We start from the raw sequence: 18699 nt of genomic DNA, 5'->3' as shown, positions 1-18699 counted from the left end.
TGCGTGCTCTCGGCGTGCCGGACGAAAGCCCTCGTACTGGACGTACTCGGGGTTTCGGCCGGTGCGGCGAGTGGGGGTGCCCCCTGCTCGAAGAGCCGGGGGGAGCGTGCCGGGCGCCGTGGGTGCTGTGCGGGACTTTCGAAACACCCCCTAGAGGATCCCGCGCTCGCTCGCCCGCGCCAGGGCCTCGACCCGATTGCGGGCGCCCAGCTTCTCCAGCGTCCGCTGGATATAGGTCTTGACGGTGTTCCGGGTCAGGCCGAGCACGTCGGCGATCTCCTGGTTCGTCTCGCCCATCGCCACCCGGCGCAGGATCTCGTACTCGCGGCGGGTCAGGCCGCTGTCCTTGAGCTTCCGGTTCAGCAGCGCGCTGAGGAGGTTGTCCGGGCTGGTGCGCACCACCCGTTCCCCGGCATGGACCCGGCGGACCACGTCCACCAGGTCCGACCTCTCGGCGTCCTTCACGACCACCGCGTGCGCCCCGGCGCTCAGCGCGTCCTCCAGAGCGGCATGCTCGGGATACGCGGTGAAGATCACGACTTTGACACCGGGGACGCGGGTCCGCAGCTCGCGGACGACCTCGGGGGCGAGCATGTCGGGCAGGCGCAGGTCCAGCAGGACCACGTCGGGCACCAGCCGCTCCGTCTCACTGATCGCGTCCCGGCCCGAACTCGCGTATCCGGAGACGGTGATCCAGGAGGCGTTGCCCAGCGCCAGGGAGACACCATCACGGACGATGGGGTGGTCGTCCACGACCAGGACGCGTACCGTCGGTTCGTTCACGCCGGCACCCACGCCTGGACGGTCACGCCGCCGTCCTCGTTGCCGCCGACGCTGACCCGGCCGCCGACGCGTTCCAGGCGCTCCGACATGGTGGACAGGCCGATGCCGCGGTGGGAGGCGTCCTCGGAGGGCAGACCGGCCCCGTCGTCGGCGATGGTCACGCACACGCCTCCGGACTGCCTGAACACGCTCATCACGACGGAGCGGGCGCGCGCATGCTTCTCGACGTTGAGCAGTGCCTCCCGCGCTGCGTCGGTCAGTGCCTTGATCCGGACCGCGGGCAGGCCCGGCACCTCGGTCACCATGATCAGCCGGGCGATCACGCCGGTGCGCTGCTGGAAGGCCTTGCAGTCGGCGCGCAGCGCGACGCCGAGCGCGACCTCCTCCGGCGGCGCGTGCAGCGCGTGCAGCGACACGCGCAACGCGGCGGCCGCCTGGATCGCCTGCTCCTCCAGGTCTCCCAGACGCGCCGACACGGCGTCTCCGGCCGGCAGTTCCTCGGCCAGCGTGCGGATGCCGGTCCCCAGGGTGAACAGCATGGCCCCCACGGTGTCGTGCAGGTCCAGCGCGAGCCGGCGCCGTTCTTCGTGCACCGCCACCTCGGCCGCGTGACGGGCACGCTCCGCCACGACGGCGGCGGCCGCGGCCCGGCTCGCCGCCTGTTCCAGCGCCTGGGTCGTCCGGTCACTGAACACGGAGGTCTCCCGGTTCGAGCCGTACAGGACGCCCAGCAGCCGGTCGTCATGGATGACGGGGACCGCGATCATCGCGCCGAGACCCTCCGTCTCCGCCTGGGCGTTGAAATGGTGGGTGATGGTGTCGGAGCGCCGGTAGTCACTGACCCACAGGGGGCGGCGCCGGAGCATGACCTGCCCGCCCAGCCCGCACCCGGCGGACACGACCAGACCGTCCACCGCGGGCGTGCGGGCATGCACGACATGCCCGAGCACCAGCCGGTCGGCGCCGTCCGGTTCCCCCACCCACGCGACGTCGACCCCGCTCAGCTCGGGCACGTCGTCCACGATGCGGCGCATGGCGGCGGACTGGTCGAGCAGCGCGATGATCTCGCTGTATCCCTCGGTGAGCTCGAACAGGACGCCAGGCAACGGCCGGTCCCGGCTCCCGTCTGACACGTTCGTCATGGTAGGTCGTCTCCCGCCGGCGGACCAGAAGCGACAGATGCGCTCCGATTCCGCATCCTCCCCCGTCGCCACGGCGGTGACCATCTCCGAACGGAGACCTCCGAACTCATACCTCCCCCTGGAGCTACCCGCACCCGACGGAGGGGCCCAGGATCGCGGCAAGAGCCGCAACGGTCGGTGACGTGACGGAGCCGCTCACCGACGCCGACACCGAAGGAACACCCACGCACATGCCCAGCCCCCAGGTCATCCCCAGCACCATGCAGGCCGTGCCCCTGCTCGTCCGCAGGCTGCTGGAGAACGGCATGACGCTGCACAGCGGCAGTGAGGTCGTCACCGCCACCGGCGGCGGCACCCGCAGCGCCGACTACGCAACGGTCGGCCGCAACGCCGCCGCGCTCGCCCACGCCCTGGCCGGCCTCGGCGTACGCCCCGGTGACCGGGTGGCCACCTTCATGTGGAACAACCAGGAGCACCTGGAGGCGTACCTCGCCGTGCCCGCCATGGGCGCCGTGATCCACCCCCTGAACATCCGCCTCTTCCCCGAGCAGCTCACCTACATCGCCGACCACGCCGAAGACACGGTCGTCATCGTCGACGGTTCCCTGCTGCCCGTCTTCGCCGCGCTGCTGCCCGGCATGCGCACGGTGCGGCACGTCATCGTCAACGGCGAGGCGGATTCCCCTCTTCTGCCCGACGGCGGCCGGGTGACCGTACACGACTACGGGCGGCTGCTGGCGGACCGGCCCGGGACGTACGACTGGCCGGACCTGGACGAGAACCAGGCGGCGGCCATGTGCTACACCTCCGGCACGACGGGCAACCCCAAGGGCGTCGTCTACAGCCACCGCTCGCTGTACCTGCACTCGCTGGGCATCAGTCTGCCGGACCTCATGAACATCTCCGCCGCGGACCGCCTGCTCGCCATCGTCCCGCAGTTCCACGCCCAGGCATGGGGCCTGCCATACGCGGCCTTCCTCACCGGGGCCTCGCTCGCCATGCCGGACCGGTTCCTGGCGCCCGCACCGCTCGCCCGGTTCATCGCCGCCTCCCGCCCCAACAAGGGCGCGGGTGTGCCCACGGTGTGGCAGGGACTGGCCGACCACGTCCGGCAGCATCCCGAAACCGACATCTCCAGCCTCCGGGAGGCCGTCGTCGGCGGCTCGTCCTGTCCGCCCTCACTGATGCGTGCCTACGAGGACGAGTTGGGGATCCGGCTGCTGCACGCGTGGGGAATGACCGAGGTCTCGCCGCTGGGCGCCCTGGCCCGCGCCCCCGAGGGCGCCGACGGGGAGGGCGCCTGGCGCTACCGCCTCAGCCAGGGTCGCTTCCCGGCACCGGTGGAGGCCCGGCTCATGGGCCAGGACGGGGCCGTTCTGCCCTGGGACGGGCGGAGCGTCGGGGAGCTGGAGGTGCGCGGTCCCTGGATCACCGGCTCGTACCACCTCGACGACGACCCGGAGAAGTTCCACGACGGCTGGCTGCGCACCGGTGACGTCGGAACCATCAGCGCCGACGGCTTCCTCACCCTCACCGACCGGGTCAAGGACGTGATCAAGTCCGGTGGGGAGTGGATCTCGTCCGTCGAGCTGGAGAACCACCTCATGGCGCACCCTGCGGTGGCCGAGGCCTGCGTCGTCGCGGTCCCGGACGACAAATGGGGGGAGCGTCCCCTGGCCACGGTCGTGCTCCGGGACGGCAGCGGGGTCACGCACGACGAACTGCGGCGGTTCCTCGCCGGCAAGGTGGCCGCCTGGCAGGTGCCGGAGCGCTGGGCGCTTCTCGGCGCGGTGCCCAAGACGTCCGTCGGCAAGTTCGACAAGAAGACGCTGCGCAAGCAGTACGCGGACGGGGAGCTGGCCGTCGACGTCATCTCGTGAGCGGCGCTCCGTCCGGGACCATCCATCCACCTGCCCGAGGAACTGTCATGAGCCGCATGACCCTGCCCTCCGAAGGGGATCCTCAGTCGGTGTCGGCCCTGTACCTGAGCCGGCTCGATCACGAGTCCCTGTATTCCGACGCGGAGTTGCTCCAAGCCATCGCCGAGACCGTCGAACGCGTCGGCGGACGGCACGAGCTGGCCGGCCGGTACACCGAAGCGCTGTGCGAGGAGGCCGCGGCGGGCGGCCGCCGGCAGGGCGAACGGCGCCGCTGGGCCCATCGCATGGCACGGGAGCTCGCCCGCAACCCGGCCTGCACCTTGCGCGCGGAACGGCTGAGAGGGACGTCATGAGCCCGGCGTTCCCGCCGCCACCGCCACGCAGACCCGATCCCCGGCGGGGGTCCGGTCCCGGGCGGGGTGCGGGTCCTTGGCCCGGCGACGGTCCCAGGCAAGGAGCGGGTCCCAGGTCCGGCGACGGTCCCGGACAAGGAGCGGGCCCCTGGCAGGGACAGGGGCCGTCGAGGGGACCCGGCCGCCGGCCGGGGCCCGGCCCGTCGTGGGGGCCGGCGCCCCCTCAACGCCCCGCCGCGCACCGGGCAACGGCCCTGCCCGTCGCCGAGCGGCTCCAGGCCGAACCGGCCCTGCTGCGTCTGCGGGCGGCACACCGGCGCCCGGTCTTCACCGTCACGGGCGCCGTGATCGCGCTCTACCTGCTGAACGGCCTGCTGGCCAGCGAGGCGCGCGGCGTCATGGCCGTACCGATCGCGGGACCGCTGAACACCGGTCTGGCCCTGAGCCTCCTGCAGTGCGTCACCACCGTCTGGGCGGTCCGGTGGTACGCCCGCCATGCCAGGACCCGGCTCGACCCCGACCGCTCGCAGTTGCGGGACCGGCTCGACGAGCGGGGCGAGGCGCGATGAGCCTTGCCGTGTCTCTGGGTGCCTCCGGCGCGTTCCCCGTGTTCATGGTCTTCGCCGTGTTCGTGACCAGCGCTCTGTTCCTGGCCCTGTGGGTGACGACGGACCGGGTCACCCCGGGCGACTTCTACGTCAGCGACGGCCGGCTCACCCCGGCGCGCAACGGTCTCGCCCTCTTCGGCGACTACATGTCGGCCGCCACCCTGCTCGGTTCCCCCGGCGTGGTCGCGCTGGCGGGGTACGACGGCATCCCCTACCTCCTGGGACCGATCGTCGCCTGGGTCGTCATGCTCCTGCTGATCGCCGAGCCCTTCCACAGCACCGGGCGCTACACGATCGGCGACAGCCTGGGGCGGCGTCTGCGTCCACGGTCCGTGCATCTGGCCTCGGGAATCTCCACCCTCGTCATCTCCCTGGTGTACGTGATCGCCCAACTGGTCGGCGCCGGGGCACTCGCCGCGCCGATCCTGGGCCTGGACAGCACCGGCGCACGGCAGATCATGGTGGGGGCGCTCGGCATCCTCATGGTGATCTACGTGGTGATCGGCGGCATGCGGGCGACCACGGCCGTACAACTGGTCAAGGCCGTCGTGCTGCTCGGCGGGGGCGGGTACCTGGCCCTCCTCGTCATGTCCCGCTACGGCTGGAACCCCGCCGCCCTGCTGAGCCGGGCGGCCGGCCACAGCGGTCTGGGCGCCGACTTCCTGCGGCCCGGTATCCGCTACGGCGACGACGGTGTGGGCCGGCTCGACTCGCTGAGCATGCAACTGGCGGTGCTGCTGGGAGCCGCGGGACTGCCGCACCTGCTCATGCGGCTCAGGGCGGTGCCCACGGCACGGGCGGCCCGTGGATCGGTCACCTGGGCGACCGGGCTGACGGTGGTGTTCTGCCTGGCGGCCGGTGTGCTGGGCTTCGGCGCGGTGGCGCTGCTCGGACGGGGGGCCATCGCGGCCGACAGCCCCACGGGCAACTCCGCCGTCCTGCTGCTGGCCGAGTCCCTCGGCGGCGCGTTCCTGCTCACCCTGATCTCCTGCGTCGCCTTCACCACCATCCTCGCGGTGGTCGCCGGGATCGTACTGGCCGCGTCGACCGCGCTGGCGCACGACCTCTACCAGGTCGGACTGAGGGGCGGCAGGGCGTCGGAGAAGAGTGAACTCCTGGTCGCCAGGGGCGGTGTGCTGCTGATCGGGCTCACCGCGACGGGGCTGTCCATGTACGTGCAGGGCCAGAACATCTCGTTCCTGGTGGGTCTGGCCTTCGCCGTCGCCGCGTCCGCGGTCCTGCCGGCGCTGCTGTACCACCTGTACTGGAAGGGCTTCACCACCAGGGGAGCGCTCTGGAGCATCTACGGGGGGCTGCTGTCCTCGGTGCTGCTGGTGCTGCTCTCCCCCGCCCTGTCCGGGGATCCGGCCGCACTGCTGCCGGACATGGACTTCGCCGTCTTCCCCCTCAGCAACCCCGCGGTGGTGTCCGTCCCGCTCGGCTTCCTGCTCGGCTGGCTGGGCTCCGTCCTCGACGGGAGGGAACGGGGCGGTGCCGCGTACGCGGATGTGGAGGCCCGGGTCCTGCTGGGAGCGGGTACCGGATCCGTCTCGCGGCACGAGTCCGCGGCGGGGGATGTACCGATCCCCTGAACGCCGACACCGGCATGGGAGTCCCCCCGTCGCCGCGGACGGGGGGACTCCCATGCCCCGGGACGCCCGTGTCCCGGGACGCCCGCGTCTCAGGGACCGGCGGGACCGGCCGGATCTACGGGACCGGCCGGATCAACGGGCCCCGTGGGCCGAGGCCCCGTCAGCAGCCGGTGCGCCTCCAGCGCCAGGTGGATCTCGCTCGCCCCCACCGGGTCGGCGGCCGAACGACCGGTGAGCTCCTGCACCCGCCGCAGCCGGTGGGTCACGGTGTTGCGGTGGCAGTACATCCGGGCGGCGGTCTCGGTGGCGGACCCGCCCGAGTCGAACCACCGGCTCAGCGTCTCCAGCAGCACGTCCCGTTCATGGGCCGGAAGGTCGAGAACGGGACTGAGCACCTCGCGCACCGCGTGCTGGGCGGAGTCGGGGGCGCTCACCACCATCAGCCGTACCGGCGCGTCACCGTAGGAGGCCACGTCGCAAACGCCCGGCTCGACACAGGCGCAGGCCAGGCGCGCCTGGCGGAAGGCGCCCGGCGCCTGCTCCAGGCCGTGGAAGAGGCCGCTCATCCCCACCCGTCCGACGCCGCGCCGGCGCATGAGGTCCATGGCCTGCGCAAGACTCCGTGGGGACCGCAGCGAGAGCAGCCCCACCTGGGCGTCGTCCTCCAGGCGCCAGACCGACCGGATACCGAGGGCACGCAGTGCGCCCTCCAGGTCGTGCAGCACGTCCTCGTCCGCCGGGCCGCCGCCGGCCCTCCTCTCGGCGCTGACCACCGCGAAGACGCCGCGCTGCGGCAGCCGCAGCGCGTCCGCGCACTCCCACAGGTGCGCGCCCTCGTCCAGCCTGCCGTCGAGCAGCGCGGCCAGCAGCAGGCTCCTGACCTGCCGGTCCCGGTGGGCCCTTTCGGACATGGCCTCGCGGTACGCCACCGCCACCGCGTCGGTGAAGGCGTCACTGACCGACCAGACCGCGGTGGCGACGTGCGGCATCTCCCGGGTGACGGCGTCTCCCGCCTCGGCCAGGGCGCACTCCCACAGGAACCGCCCGGCAAGCCGGTAGGCGTGCGTCACCGCCGACAGCGGCACCTCGTGCTCGGCCTTGAAACGGCCGGTGTCCTGCGGAACGCGCAGATCGAGGGCGTCCCGGCCCAGCTGGCTGACCATGGAGTGCAGGTTGTCGGCACAGGAGGCGCGCAGCTGGCCGTACTTCACCTGGCCGTGATCGCGATACGCGTCCTCCTCCTCCGTGATCCGGCGGGTGAGCACGTCGGCGAACCGGTCGATCCCGGGCAACAGCACATCGATCAAGCCGCGCAGACGGTCGTCGGCGCGTACGCCGTCGTCGTGAGAGGTGGCAGTCATTCGTGCTCCCGCAGCGAGGTGAGCGGGACCGCCGCGCGGAGGGTCCCACCACGACGGGCCAGTGGCCCGGTCCCGGCCGGGCCACTGGCAGAGTAACCACCCGAGGGGGCGGTGACGAGGGGCCGCCGGCGTCAGGCGGTGGCCACCGTGCCGCGGATGAGGTCCGCGGCCCGCTCCGCGATCATGATCGTGGGCGCGTTGGTGTTGCCCCGGACGACGGTCGGCATGACCGAGGCGTCCACCACCCGCAGCCCTGACACACCGTGCACCCGCAGCTCGGGGTCGACGACGGGGCCGATCGCGCAGGTGCTCGTGGGGTGGTACAGGGTCTGCAGTTCGCGCCGCGCGTACGCCAGCAGGTCGGCGTCGCCGTCGGACGCGGGCGTCAGGAAGTCCGACCGGCGGTGCTCCCGCAGGGCGGGCCGTCCGACGATGTCCCGCACCAGCCGCAGCGCGCGTACCGCCGCGGCCCGGTCCTCCTCGGTGGCCAGGTAGTTGTGCAGGATGCGCGGCTTGGCACTGGGCAGCGCCGACCGCAGCAGGACCTTTCCGCGGCTGGTGGGGGCGAGCAGTACCGCGCCGACGTGGAAGGCGTGGTCGGTGGCCGCTCCCAGTCCCTCCTGGTGGAACATCGCCGGCACGGCGTGGATCTGCACGTCGGGGGCGTCGAGACCGCCGGTGGTCCGGAAGAACCCGCCACCCTCACCGACGTTCGAGGTGAGGGGCCCGCGCCCTTCGCTCTCCAGCAGCCGTAGGTTCTGCGGCGTCTCCGCGGTGAGCAGTGACTCGGTGCCGGTGAGGTGGACGACGGCCAGGTGCGGATGGTCCTGCAGGTTCTCGCCCACCGGCAGGTCCGCCCTGGGCGTGATGCCGAGGGCCGCGAGGTCGTCGGCGACGCCGATGCCGGAGAGCATGAGCAGCTGCGGTGAGTTGTAGGCGCCCGCCGAGAGGATCACCTCCCGCTCGCACCGGATCTCCCGTGCCGGCCCGCCCTCGTCCAGCTCGACGCCGACGGCGCGCTCCCCGTCGAAGAGGATCCTGGTGCACTGCGCTGCGGTGAGCACACAGAGGTTGGGGCGTTCCATGGCTGGCCGCAGGTAGGCGACGGCCGTGCTGCACCGCATCCCGTTGCGCTGGGTCAGCTCGTAGTAGCCGACGCCGTCCTGCTCGGGACCGTTGAAGTCGGGGTTGAACGGGTGCCCCGCCTGGCGCGCCGCCGCCACGAAGGCGTCGACGAGAGGACTGCGGGACCGTCCGGGGCTGACCGGGAGCGGGCCGCCGGCGCCGTGCCATGCGGAGGCTCCGCCGTGATGGTCCTCGGAGCGCAGGAAGTACGGCAGGACGTCGTCCCAGCCCCACCCCTTGGCTCCGGCGGCGGCCCAGGCGTCGTAGTCCCGGCGGTTGCCTCGGATGTAGATCATGGCGTTCATCGACGAGGAGCCGCCCAGCATGCGGCCGCGCGGCAGATAGCGCCGGCGTCCGTCGAGACCCGGCTCGGGTTCCGTCAGGTAGTCCCAGTCGTACTTACTGCGGAACAGCTTCGCGAACGCGGCCGGAACGTGGATCTCCTGCGCGTCGTCGGCCGGGCCGGCCTCCACGAGCAGGACGCGCACGTCCGGGTCCTCACTGAGCCGGGCGGCGAGCACACAGCCCGCGGATCCCGCGCCCACGATGATGTAGTCGTACATGGTGTGTCCTCTCTCGGGCGGCCGGCAGCCCGCGGACGGGGTCCGGCGGGCGGCGTCCGGCGAGCGGTCAGTGCTGGATGGCCTTGGTCTCCAGGAACTCCTCGAAGCCCAGGCGCCCGGCCTCCCGCCCCACGCCGGACTGCTTGTAACCGCCGAACGGGGCGAGGGGGTTGAACGCGCCGCCGTTCACATCGACCATCCCGGCCCGGATCCGGCGGGCGACGGCCCGCGCCCGCTCGGGGTCGCCCGACCAGACGGCGCCGGCGAGACCGTAGGGCGTGTCGTTGGCGATGGCGACGGCCTCCTCCTCGGAGTCGTAGGGAAGGATCGACAGCACGGGCCCGAAGATCTCCTCGCGGGCGATGGTCATGTCGTTGGTGACGTCGCTGAAGACGGTGGGAGCCACGAAGTAGCCGGGCCCCTCGTGCGGCGCGTCGGGGCCTCCCGTGAGCAGGGTCGCTCCCTCGGCGATCCCGGCCGCGATGTAGTCGCGTACGCGCTTGAGCTGGACGTCGGAGACCATGGGGCCGATTTGCGTCTCCTCGTCCTGTGGGTCACCGACGCGGTAGCCGCGTGCCACCCGGGCGGCGATCCGCCCGGCCTCCCCGAGCCTGTCCCGCGGGACGAGCATACGGGTGAGGGCGATGCAGGTCTGGCCGGAGTTGAGGTAGCACTTGGCCACACCGTCGGTGACCGCGGCCTCCAGGTCGGCGTCGTCCAGGATGATGTTGGGGGACTTGCCGCCGAGTTCGAGCGCCACCTTCTTGACGGTCTCCGCCGCGAGAGCCGCTACACGCCGGCCGGCCCGGGTCGATCCGGTGAAGGAGACCATCGCCACGTCGGGGTGGGCCACCAGTGCCTCGCCCACCACCGGGCCGTACCCGGTCACCACGTTGAACACGCCGGCGGGCAGCCCCACGGACTCGGCGATCTCCGCCAGGAGCATGGCCGACAGGGGGGCGACCTCGGAGGGCTTGAGCACGACGGTGCAGCCCGCGGCCAGCGCGAGCGCCACCTTCAGCGAGACCTGGTGCAGCGGGAAGTTCCACGGCGTGATGCAGCCGACGACGCCGACGGGCTCGCGCACGACGTGGGAGTTGCCGATCTCCTCCGGCCCGAAGTCGAAACCGGTCGCGAGTTCGGCGGCGTGGCCGAAGGTGAACACGGGCAGTCCGGACTGCAGGACGCGGCTCTCCTGGACAGGGGTGCCGACCTCGCTCGCCACCAGGCGCGCGATGTCCTCCGCACGCTCCTCGAGCGCCTGGTGGATCCGCCGCAGATAGTCCGCGCGGACCTCGGGAGTCGCCCGGGACCACTCCTCGAACGCCCGGGCGGCCGCGCGCACCGCCCGGTCGACGTCCTCGGGCGTACCGGCCGGGATCGAGCCGATCACGCGCTCGTCCGCGGGGTTGACGACCTCGATCACGTCGGCGTTCCGCGGCTGCGTCCACGTCCCGTCGATGAAGTGCCCGGCGTATGTCCTCATGGCTGTGCTCCTTGGACGACCCGATGTTTCCGGGCAGTGTGCGCGAGCCGTTGCGGCGGGGTCGATGGAAGGGTGACGCGGGATCGGGCCACGCGATTGTGCATCCGCACAGGGCGGACACCGGACGCCGGGGAACGGGGAGCGGGGAGCGGGGAGCGGCTGCGGTCGGTCCCGGTCCCCGGTGCGGGTGGTGCACCGGGGAGCGGTGTCCGCGAAGGTCCCGGTGGTCAGGACACGTCGCGTCGCTTGGACGTGGTGACGGCGAGGACCGCGAAGACAAGCGTGTAGACCGCGAGGACGGCGCCGCCGCCCCAGCGCGGCAGCAGGTCCTGGGACCCGATGGCCTTGGCTCCGGCGCCGAGCGCCTGGCCGGCGTTGAAGGGCAGCCAGCGGGCCAGGTCGCCGATCAGCTGACCGACGATGCCCTCGACCAGGGCGACCCACGCCAGCGCGGCGGCGACCGCGCCGACGACGCCGCGGATGAGCGCTCCCACACCGACGCCGATGGCGGCGAACGCGGCGTTCCAGGCGATGCCGCCGCCGATCGTGGTCCACATCGACGAGTCCGCCCATGCGAAGGCCACGTCCTTGTCCGCCCACCAGGCCGCGGCGACGAGCAGGCCGACGAGGCCGCTCACCACGCCGGACAGGACACCGAAGACGGCGTGGACCAGCAGCTTCACGCCGATGACACGGCCGCGTGAAGGGGTGCTCAGGTAGGTGTCGGTGATCGTCCTGTGCCGGTACTCCCCAGCGACCGCGAGGATCCCGAAAACCAGCGTGAAGAGCGAGGCCACACCCACGTGGGCGAGTGCCTGGCTCTGCATGGCCGGGTCGTGCACGTTCCGGCCGGAGACCACGAGGCCGCTGACGCCCGCGGCGACCAGCAGCGGAGAGGCCGCCAGCAGCAGCCACGGGCTGCGGACGGTGCGCAGTTTCAGCACCTCGGTACGGATCAGGGTGTTCATGGTGCTCGCTCCTCGCGCTCAGCCGCGGGCCGGCGCGGTCGCGGCGCCGGGCACGGGGTCGGAATCCCGGGTGGACGTCAGCCGGAGGAACGCCGCTTCGAGCGTCTCCCCCTTCGCTCCGGTCAGTTCGGCCAGCGGGCCCGCGTAGCGCAGCGTGCCGCCCGCGACGATGACCACGCGGTCCACGGTCTGCTCCACCTCGCTCAGCACATGGCTGGACATCAGGACGGTGCGACCCTCGCCGGCCAGGTCGCGCAGCAGCTCCCGCAGCTCGGCCATGCCCGCCGGGTCCAGGCCGTTGGCGGGTTCGTCCAGGACGAGCACGCCCGGGTCGCCGAGCAGGGCGCCGGCCAGACCGAGCCGTTGCCGCATGCCGAGGGAGTATCCGCCCACCCGCCGGTGCGCGGACTCGGCCAGCCCGACCCGGTCCAGTACCTCCTCGACACGTGCACGAGGGATTCCGCCGGCCCGCGCGAGGATCCGCAGGTGGTCGCGTCCGCTCCGGCCGGGATGGAACCCGGTCGCCTCCAGCACCGCGCCCACGGCCTTTCTCGGCGCGTCCAGTTCGGCGTAGCGGAGACCGTCGATCAGGGCCGTGCCCGCGGTGGGCCGCACCAGGCCCAGGAGCATACGCAGTGTGGTGGTCTTGCCGGCCCCGTTGGGGCCGAGGAACCCGGTCACCACGCCCGGCTCGACCTCGAAGGTCACTCCGTCGACGGCGGTCACCGCGCCGTACCGCTTGGTCAGGCCGTCGACGGTGACGCCGGCGTTCATGACGTCCTCCGGTGCGGGACCGGCGGAAGGATCGGGTGCATCGGGGTTCTCCCCTTTTCGTCGGTGTCGATGAGGTGGTCGCGGCGCTCCCGGGCGCCGCGACCACCGTCCCCGGCCCTTGGGTGGCGTGTCGTCGCCCCGGCACGGCAACCTCGGCCACCACGTACGCAGTGGCCGGCGCCGCCGTCTACCGCGCCCGGAGTACGCCGGGCTGCCGCGCACGGCCGACGGCGGGCCGGGCGCGCCCGCCTATCGTGAAGGCATGAATGCCATCGGCCACCTGCGTGGCGCGGTCCGTCGGCATGCGCATCTGGCGGACGCGGCGATCGCCTGTGCCGTCTTCGCCGCCACTGCGGTGACGACGTTCGCCGGGCGTTCCGCCGCCGCCGTGGGCAACCGCACCGCGGCGCTCGGGTACGTCGCCCTCGCCTGCGGGGTGCTGGCCGCCCGGCGCCGTCGCCCGCTGGAGACCCTGGCGGTCAGCGCGGGGGCCGCGGAGGTGTTCCTCACCCAGAACCGCGGCACCGGCGGGGTGCTGGTCCTGCTGGCCCCGCTGATCGCCCTCTACACGGTCGCCGACCTCGTGGAGCGCCGGCGCGGTCTGATCCTGGGGGCGTCCGCGGTGGCCGCGCTCGCCCTCCTCCACGCGGTGCACAAACCGGCGCTGCTGGGCCCGCAGAACCTGGCGTTCATCGCGCTCGGAGGTCTGGCGATCGCGGCAGGCGACTCCTCCCGCAACCGCCGCGCCTACCTCGCCGAGGTCGAGCGGCGCGCGGAGCGCGCGGAACGCGAACGCGAGCAGGACGCACAGCGCCGGGTCACCGAGGAGCGGCTGCGCATCGCCCGCGACCTGCACGACAGCGTCGGCCACCATCTGGCGCTCATCAGCGTGCAGTCCAACGTCGCCGGGCAGGCGCTCGACGGCGACGCCACGGCGGCCCGCGAGGCGCTCGGCCATGTGAAGTCCGCCAGCCGCAGGGCGCTGGGGGAACTGCGCGACACGGTGAGCCTGCTGAGGCAACCGGGAGACGCCGTCGCGCCCACCGCGACGCCCGCCCCCGGACTGGACGGGCTGGAGGAACTGCTCGCCGCGCTGCGCGCCTCCGGCCTGGACGTCGACCGCCACGTCGACGGCGCCGTCGTCCCCTTGGCGCCCGCGGCCGATCTCACCGCGTACCGGGTCATCCAGGAGTCGCTCACCAACGTGTACAAGCACTCGGGCCGGCGGAAGGCGCGCCTCGTCCTGTGCTATGACCGGCAGGAGCTGCGCATCACCGTCGACGACCTGGGGGGCGGACGAGCGTCCGGGGGACGCGCACGTGCCCCGGGCCGGGTGCCGACCGGCCGGCACGGCATCGTGGGCATGCGCGAACGGGTCCTCGCCCTCGGCGGGCGCTTCACCGCCGGACCACGTCCGGACGGCACGTTCCAGGTGGCCGCGGACCTGCCCTACCAGCCCCTCGACCTCACTCCGGAGACCGCCCCGTGACCATCCGCGTAGTCATCGCCGACGATCAGCCCCTGGTGCGCACCGGCTTCAAGTCCCTGCTCGGACCGGCGCCGGACATCGAGGTGGTCGGCGAGGCGGGCGACGGACGCGAAGCGGTGCGGCTGGCCAAGGCCGCCCAGGCCGACCTGGTCCTGATGGACATCCGGATGCCGGTTCTCGACGGTCTCGCGGCGACCCGTCTGATCACCGGTGACGAGGACCTCGCCGGGGTGAAGGTCCTGATCCTGACCACCTTCGAGATCGACGAGTACGTCTTCGAGGCGCTGCGCGCCGGGGCCAGCGGCTTTTTGGGCAAGAGCGCCGAGGCGGAGGAGCTGCTGCAGGCGGTCCGTACGGTCAGCCGGGGCGACGCGCTGCTGTCCCCCGCCGCGACCAGAAGCCTCATCAGCCGGTTCCTCGCCGGTCCCAGCACTCCGGAGCCCCTGGACGACACGGCCCGCCGCGGGCTGGATGCGCTCACCGACCGGGAGCGGCAGATCACCGCACTCGTGGCGACCGGGCTGTCCAACGACGAGATCGCCGCGCGGCTCGTGCTCAGCCCGGCCACCGTGAAGACGCATGTGAACCGCGCCATGGTCAAGGTCGGCGCCCGCGACCGGGCCCAACTCGTCGTCATCGCCCATCGCAGCGGCCTCGCCGCATCGGCATAGACCGGTACGCGGGCGCGGCGCGGACGCGGCAGGGGTACGCGGGCGCGGCGCGGACGCGGCAGGGGTACGGGTACGGGTACGGGTACGGGGCGCCCGCGCAGTGCCGCTCAACGGGTGCAGGATCCCGCTCGGGCGGAGTCCGTGCCGCCGTGCGACGTGCGCAGGGTGCCGACCGTCTTCAGCACCCGGTCGGCCGGTTCCCGCAGCCGCGGATGGGCCAGGACCGTGTTGCGCAGGCCGCGCACCGGTCTGCGCCACATCCGGTAGGCCGCGGCCACCGGATGGGGCCTGGCCACGAACCCTTCGCCCACGCGCAGTTCGCGGGTCTTGAGCCAGTCCTTGTACTCCTTGTCGCCGCGTCCGAGGTCTACGAGGGTCACGCCGTGCCGGGCCGCCGCCTCGGCCAGCCGAAGGTGCATCATCAGCCCGGGCGAGTAGTAGCGCAGTTCCGGGTCGTAGGCGGTGAACCAGGCCGCGAGCACCGTGCTCGTTCTCGGCCCGAAGTGTGCGGCCACCGGTCGGTCGCCGGCGTACAGCACCGACAGCACGCCGGTGAAGTGCTCCTCGCGGGTACGGAACAGATGGTCCACCAGGCCGACGATCCACGGCCGGGAGAACCGGTCCATCCGTCCCGTCCGGCGGTACTGGGCGGACTTCCACCGCATGAGTGTGCGCAGCGCCCGCGGATCGCGCTCGTCGGCGACGAACCGCACCCCGCCCAGGTCGCGCCCCAGGCGGCGTTCCTTCTTCAGCACCGTCTTGGCCAGCCCCGGGTAGGCGCCGCGCAGCCACTGCGGGTAGTCCCCGTCGCCCGGCTTCACATCGATCACCGGTGAGGCGAAGGTCCCCGTGACATGTCCGCCGAACGGCTCCTGCTCCTCGACGAGGTGGTCGAACTCGAAGACGGACAACCCGCAGGCCCGCAGCAGGTCCTGGGCGTCCCAGGAGACGCCGGGGGCGTGTACGAGGGCCTGGCAGTCGGACAGGCCGAGGCCGATGGCCCGGCCCACGCCGAGGGCGTTGCGCTCGTAGGGGAAGAACCCGACGGGCCGGCCGTCCTCGCGCAGGACGGCCACCCGTGCCCCGGCGCGGTACCTGCCGATCCCGAGCGCGAACTCCGGTGCCAGGAAAGGGTTGGCGTATACGGGCGACGCGTCCATGGCCTGGTGCCAGGCCCGGCGGAGCGAGTCGCTCAGCTCGCCCGCTCCGTGGATGGTGATGTCCATCTCACATCAACCGCCCTTCCACACCCTCCGCGAGGAACCTGCGGGCGGCGCCTGCGCCGGCGCAGGCCGGCACGGCATGGTGACGAGTGCTCATGGATCGCATGGACGGTGCTCCCCCCTGTGACGCGCTGTCCGCGTCCCGAAATGCTCGGCAAGGCTCAAACGTCGCGAAACAGTACGCACGCTGTCAAGGGTGCCGGGCGCCAACAAAAGGCTACGCTCGCGCATGCGGCGCGGGGACGGTCGTCCGCTTCTTCTGCGTGGGCGCCGTCACACGTGACACGTGCCCTGAACAAGCGCTTAGATAGGCTCCGCCGACTTCCGCCGCGCTTGAGCTGGGGGCCCCGTTGCTGTTCACATCCGTCGACGACGTCTCCGCCCGTCTCGCCGAAACCGGCTATCTGGCCTCGCCCGCCGTCGCCACGACCGTCTTCCTGGCCGACCGGCTCGGCAAGCCCCTTCTGGTGGAGGGCCCGGCCGGCGTCGGCAAGACGGAACTCGCCAAGGCCGTCGCGCAGGTCGCCGGGGCCCGGCTGGTGCGGCTGCAGTGCTATGAAGGCGTCGACGAATCACGGGCTCTGTACGAGTGGAACCACGCCAAGCAACTGCTGCGCATCAGCGCGGGCCGTGACGAGACATGGGACGAGACGCGTACGGACATCTTCAGCGAGGAATTCCTGCTGACGCGTCCGCTGCTGACCGCGATCCGCGGTGACGACCCGAAGGTGCTGCTGATCGACGAGACCGACAAGGCCGACGTCGAGGTGGAGGGCCTGCTGCTCGAAGTGCTCAGCGACTTCCAGGTCACCGTCCCGGAGCTGGGGACGATCACCGCGACCAGCCGTCCCTTCGTGGTCCTCACCTCGAACGCGAGCCGTGAGCTGTCCGAGGCGCTGCGCCGCCGTTGCCTCTTCCTCCACATCGGCTTCCCCGAGGCGGAGCTGGAACGCAGCATCGTCCGTCTGAAGGTGCCGGGCCTCGACGAGGCACTGGCCGATTCCGTGGTGCGGGTGGTCGGGGCGCTGCGTGCGATGGATCTGCGGAAGGTCCCGTCGGTCGCCGAGACCATCGACTGGGCGCACACGCTGGTCGCGCTCGGAGCCGGCGCCCTCGACGAGACCGTCGTACGCGGCAGCCTCGGCGTCCTCCTCAAGCATCAGGACGACATCCTCAAGGCCGCGGCCAAGCTCGACCTGGACGCCGTATGACCGCCGCCGTGCCCGGGGCGGGTCTCACCGAGCGGCTGACGGGACTCGTCGGCGCGCTGCGCTCGCACGGCGTACGGATCGGAACCGGCGAGACCGTGGACGCCGCGCGGACGGTGGAGGTGCTCGGCCTGGCGGACCGGGAGCGGCTGCGCGAGGGGCTGGCAGCCGCACTGCTGCACAACGCCGGGCAGCGGCGGGTGTTCGATCCGGTCTTCGAGGTGTACTTTCCGCTGCGCGTCGGGGCACCGGACACCGGGGGGCCCGCGGACCGGGAGGCCCTTCGCGACCGGCTCGCGGACGCTCTCGCGACCGACGACCGGGCGATGATGGCGCGGTTGGCGGCGGAGGCGGTGGACGGCTTCGGTGGGTACGGGTCCTCCGCGGGGCCGGGCGGGTGGTCGTCGTCCCAGACGCTCGACCGGATCCGTCCGCAGACGCTGCTGGCGCGCGTACGCGACTCCCTCAGGGCCCAGGCCGGCGGGACGGGGTTCGCCGACCGGCTGCTCGACGACGAGATCCGCCGGCGCATCGAGGTCTTTCGGGCGCAGGTCGCGGTGGAGGCCCGGCGCCGGGTCGCCGAGCGGCGCGGCCGGGACGAGATCGCGCGGAGGGCCGTGGCCGGTACGGCAGACCAGGTCGACTTTCTGTACGCGGGAAAGGCGCAGCTCGCCGAGTTGCGCAGGACTGTGCAGCCGCTCGCGCGCAAACTGGCCACCCGGCTGGCCGCCCGCCGCCGGCGCGCCGCCCGCGGCACCATCGATCTGCGGCGGACGCTGCGCGGCTCGCTGTCGACGGGCGGGGTGCCGATGCGCCCCGTGCTGCGCCGACGCCGCCCGGTGCGACCCGAACTGGTGCTGCTGTGCGATGTGTCGGGCTCCGTGTCGGGATTCTCCGACTTCACGATGCTGCTGGTGCAGGCGCTGCGTGACCAGTTCAGCAAGGTACGGGTGTTCGCCTTCGTGAACCGGATCGACGAGGTGACCGGGATGCTGGCACCGGGCGTCGCCGATCCGGCGGGGCTGGGCGCCAGGATCCGCTCGGAGGCCACGCTGACGGGCTGGCACGGCAGCAGCGACTACGGCGTCGCCTTCGGCGAGTTCACTGGGCGGTACGCCGACGCCGTGGGCGCCAGGACGACCGTGTTCGTCCTGGGTGACGCCCGTACGAACATGAGCGACCCCAACCTGGCGGCCGTACGGCAGCTCTCCGCACAGGCGCGCCGCACCTACTGGCTCAACCCCGAGCCGCGCTCGCAGTGGGGCACCGGCGACTCCGCCGCGCCCGCCTACGCCGAGCTCGTCGAGATGCACGAGTGCCGCAACACCCGGCAGCTCAGCGGGCTGATCAGTCGCCTGCTGCCGGTCTGACCCCACCGGCCGACCGCACATCCGGAGGGCGATATGCCGATATAGGGGCTGCGCTTACACCCCGCTGGCGAACTATATAGCTCCACCACATGTGCGCCCGACC

At 72.4% G+C, this 18699-nt stretch carries 16 protein-coding genes; 8 read left to right on the top strand and 8 right to left on the bottom strand.

What is annotated here, in order from left to right; translation table 11 throughout:
* Positions 1-150: 150 nt before the first annotated feature.
* Both ACFSL4_RS27050 and ACFSL4_RS27045 read right to left on the bottom strand, forming a co-directional pair.
* Positions 151-783, bottom strand: a complete 633-nt coding sequence (locus ACFSL4_RS27050) for a response regulator (protein WP_381088163.1) — start codon at positions 781-783, stop codon at positions 151-153.
* Positions 780-1916: a GAF domain-containing sensor histidine kinase gene (locus ACFSL4_RS27045; RefSeq protein WP_381088160.1), complete on the bottom strand. Its 1137-nt coding sequence runs from the start codon at positions 1914-1916 to the stop codon at positions 780-782. Before ACFSL4_RS27045 ends, ACFSL4_RS27050 begins: the two co-directional genes overlap by 4 nt.
* 239 nt (positions 1917-2155) lie before the next feature.
* Between ACFSL4_RS27045 and ACFSL4_RS27040 the strand changes: the two genes are divergently transcribed.
* The 4 genes from ACFSL4_RS27040 to ACFSL4_RS27025 are packed head-to-tail and all read left to right on the top strand — an operon-like array spanning position 2156 to position 6358.
* Entirely contained in the window at positions 2156-3805 is a 1650-nt protein-coding gene (locus tag ACFSL4_RS27040) for a long-chain fatty acid--CoA ligase (protein ID WP_381088415.1), read from the top strand.
* A gap of 47 nt (positions 3806-3852) precedes the next feature.
* A complete protein-coding gene (locus ACFSL4_RS27035) occupies positions 3853-4158 on the top strand; it encodes a hypothetical protein (RefSeq protein ID WP_381088157.1) in 306 nt (101 codons plus the stop codon).
* Positions 4155-4727, top strand: a complete 573-nt coding sequence (locus ACFSL4_RS27030; RefSeq protein WP_381088154.1) for a DUF485 domain-containing protein — start codon at positions 4155-4157, stop codon at positions 4725-4727. The genes ACFSL4_RS27035 and ACFSL4_RS27030 overlap by 4 nt, the downstream gene beginning before the upstream one ends.
* A gap of 8 nt (positions 4728-4735) precedes the next feature.
* A complete protein-coding gene (locus tag ACFSL4_RS27025; RefSeq protein WP_381088152.1) occupies positions 4736-6358 on the top strand; it encodes a solute symporter family protein in 1623 nt (540 codons plus the stop codon).
* An 89-nt stretch (positions 6359-6447) separates the two neighbouring features.
* Here ACFSL4_RS27025 and ACFSL4_RS27020 read toward each other — a convergent pair whose 3' ends face one another.
* The 5 genes from ACFSL4_RS27020 to ACFSL4_RS27000 all read right to left on the bottom strand — a co-directional run bounded on the left by ACFSL4_RS27020 (position 6448) and on the right by ACFSL4_RS27000 (position 12635).
* Positions 6448-7719, bottom strand: a complete 1272-nt coding sequence (locus tag ACFSL4_RS27020; RefSeq protein ID WP_381088149.1) for a PucR family transcriptional regulator — start codon at positions 7717-7719, stop codon at positions 6448-6450.
* A 131-nt stretch (positions 7720-7850) separates the two neighbouring features.
* Positions 7851-9407, bottom strand: a complete 1557-nt coding sequence (locus ACFSL4_RS27015; protein ID WP_381088146.1) for a GMC family oxidoreductase — start codon at positions 9405-9407, stop codon at positions 7851-7853.
* A 67-nt stretch (positions 9408-9474) separates the two neighbouring features.
* Complete coding sequence (locus ACFSL4_RS27010; protein ID WP_381088143.1) at positions 9475-10893, bottom strand: aldehyde dehydrogenase family protein; 1419 nt, start codon at positions 10891-10893, stop codon at positions 9475-9477.
* Between the two features lie 227 nt (positions 10894-11120).
* On the bottom strand, positions 11121-11861 hold the full coding sequence (locus ACFSL4_RS27005; RefSeq protein ID WP_381088140.1) for an ABC transporter permease subunit: 741 nt from the start codon (positions 11859-11861) through the stop codon (positions 11121-11123).
* 18 nt (positions 11862-11879) lie between these two features.
* Positions 11880-12635, bottom strand: a complete 756-nt coding sequence (locus tag ACFSL4_RS27000; protein WP_381088137.1) for an ABC transporter ATP-binding protein — start codon at positions 12633-12635, stop codon at positions 11880-11882.
* 262 nt (positions 12636-12897) lie between these two features.
* Here ACFSL4_RS27000 and ACFSL4_RS26995 point away from each other — a divergent pair, with 262 nt between their 5' ends.
* Both ACFSL4_RS26995 and ACFSL4_RS26990 read left to right on the top strand, forming a co-directional pair.
* Complete coding sequence (locus tag ACFSL4_RS26995) at positions 12898-14124, top strand: sensor histidine kinase (protein ID WP_381088135.1); 1227 nt, start codon at positions 12898-12900, stop codon at positions 14122-14124.
* The gene (locus tag ACFSL4_RS26990; RefSeq protein WP_381088132.1) at positions 14121-14795 is read left to right on the top strand and encodes a response regulator transcription factor; all 675 of its coding nucleotides are present in this window, start codon (positions 14121-14123) and stop codon (positions 14793-14795) included. Before ACFSL4_RS26995 ends, ACFSL4_RS26990 begins: the two co-directional genes overlap by 4 nt.
* A 107-nt stretch (positions 14796-14902) precedes the next feature.
* Here the strand turns inward: ACFSL4_RS26990 and ACFSL4_RS26985 are convergent, their stop codons facing one another.
* A complete protein-coding gene (locus ACFSL4_RS26985; protein ID WP_381088129.1) occupies positions 14903-16021 on the bottom strand; it encodes a GNAT family N-acetyltransferase in 1119 nt (372 codons plus the stop codon).
* 350 nt (positions 16022-16371) lie between these two features.
* Here ACFSL4_RS26985 and ACFSL4_RS26980 point away from each other — a divergent pair, with 350 nt between their 5' ends.
* Positions 16372-17229 (top strand): AAA family ATPase, encoded by an 858-nt coding sequence (locus ACFSL4_RS26980; RefSeq protein ID WP_381088412.1) that lies wholly within the window; start codon positions 16372-16374, stop codon positions 17227-17229.
* The gene (locus tag ACFSL4_RS26975; RefSeq protein WP_381088126.1) at positions 17226-18596 is read left to right on the top strand and encodes a VWA domain-containing protein; all 1371 of its coding nucleotides are present in this window, start codon (positions 17226-17228) and stop codon (positions 18594-18596) included. Before ACFSL4_RS26980 ends, ACFSL4_RS26975 begins: the two co-directional genes overlap by 4 nt.
* The last annotated feature ends 103 nt before the right edge of the window (positions 18597-18699 follow it).

Source organism: Streptomyces caeni (assembly GCF_042678285.1).
Lineage (GTDB): Bacteria > Actinomycetota > Actinomycetes > Streptomycetales > Streptomycetaceae > Streptomyces > Streptomyces caeni.
This window is presented reverse-complemented; position numbering and strand designations above follow the sequence as displayed.

Coding starts and splice junctions, on each gene's coding strand:
- ACFSL4_RS27040 (WP_381088415.1), top strand. CDS start 2,156: ATGCCCAGCCCCCAGGTCATCCCCAGCACCATGCAGGCCGTGCCCCTG.
- ACFSL4_RS27035 (WP_381088157.1), top strand. CDS start 3,853: ATGAGCCGCATGACCCTGCCCTCCGAAGGGGATCCTCAGTCGGTGTCG.
- ACFSL4_RS27030 (WP_381088154.1), top strand. CDS start 4,155: ATGAGCCCGGCGTTCCCGCCGCCACCGCCACGCAGACCCGATCCCCGG.
- ACFSL4_RS27020 (WP_381088149.1), bottom strand. CDS start 7,719: ATGACTGCCACCTCTCACGACGACGGCGTACGCGCCGACGACCGTCTG.
- ACFSL4_RS27015 (WP_381088146.1), bottom strand. CDS start 9,407: ATGTACGACTACATCATCGTGGGCGCGGGATCCGCGGGCTGTGTGCTC.
- ACFSL4_RS27010 (WP_381088143.1), bottom strand. CDS start 10,893: ATGAGGACATACGCCGGGCACTTCATCGACGGGACGTGGACGCAGCCG.
- ACFSL4_RS27005 (WP_381088140.1), bottom strand. CDS start 11,861: ATGAACACCCTGATCCGTACCGAGGTGCTGAAACTGCGCACCGTCCGC.
- ACFSL4_RS27000 (WP_381088137.1), bottom strand. CDS start 12,635: ATGAACGCCGGCGTCACCGTCGACGGCCTGACCAAGCGGTACGGCGCG.
- ACFSL4_RS26995 (WP_381088135.1), top strand. CDS start 12,898: ATGAATGCCATCGGCCACCTGCGTGGCGCGGTCCGTCGGCATGCGCAT.
- ACFSL4_RS26985 (WP_381088129.1), bottom strand. CDS start 16,021: ATGGACATCACCATCCACGGAGCGGGCGAGCTGAGCGACTCGCTCCGC.
- ACFSL4_RS26975 (WP_381088126.1), top strand. CDS start 17,226: ATGACCGCCGCCGTGCCCGGGGCGGGTCTCACCGAGCGGCTGACGGGA.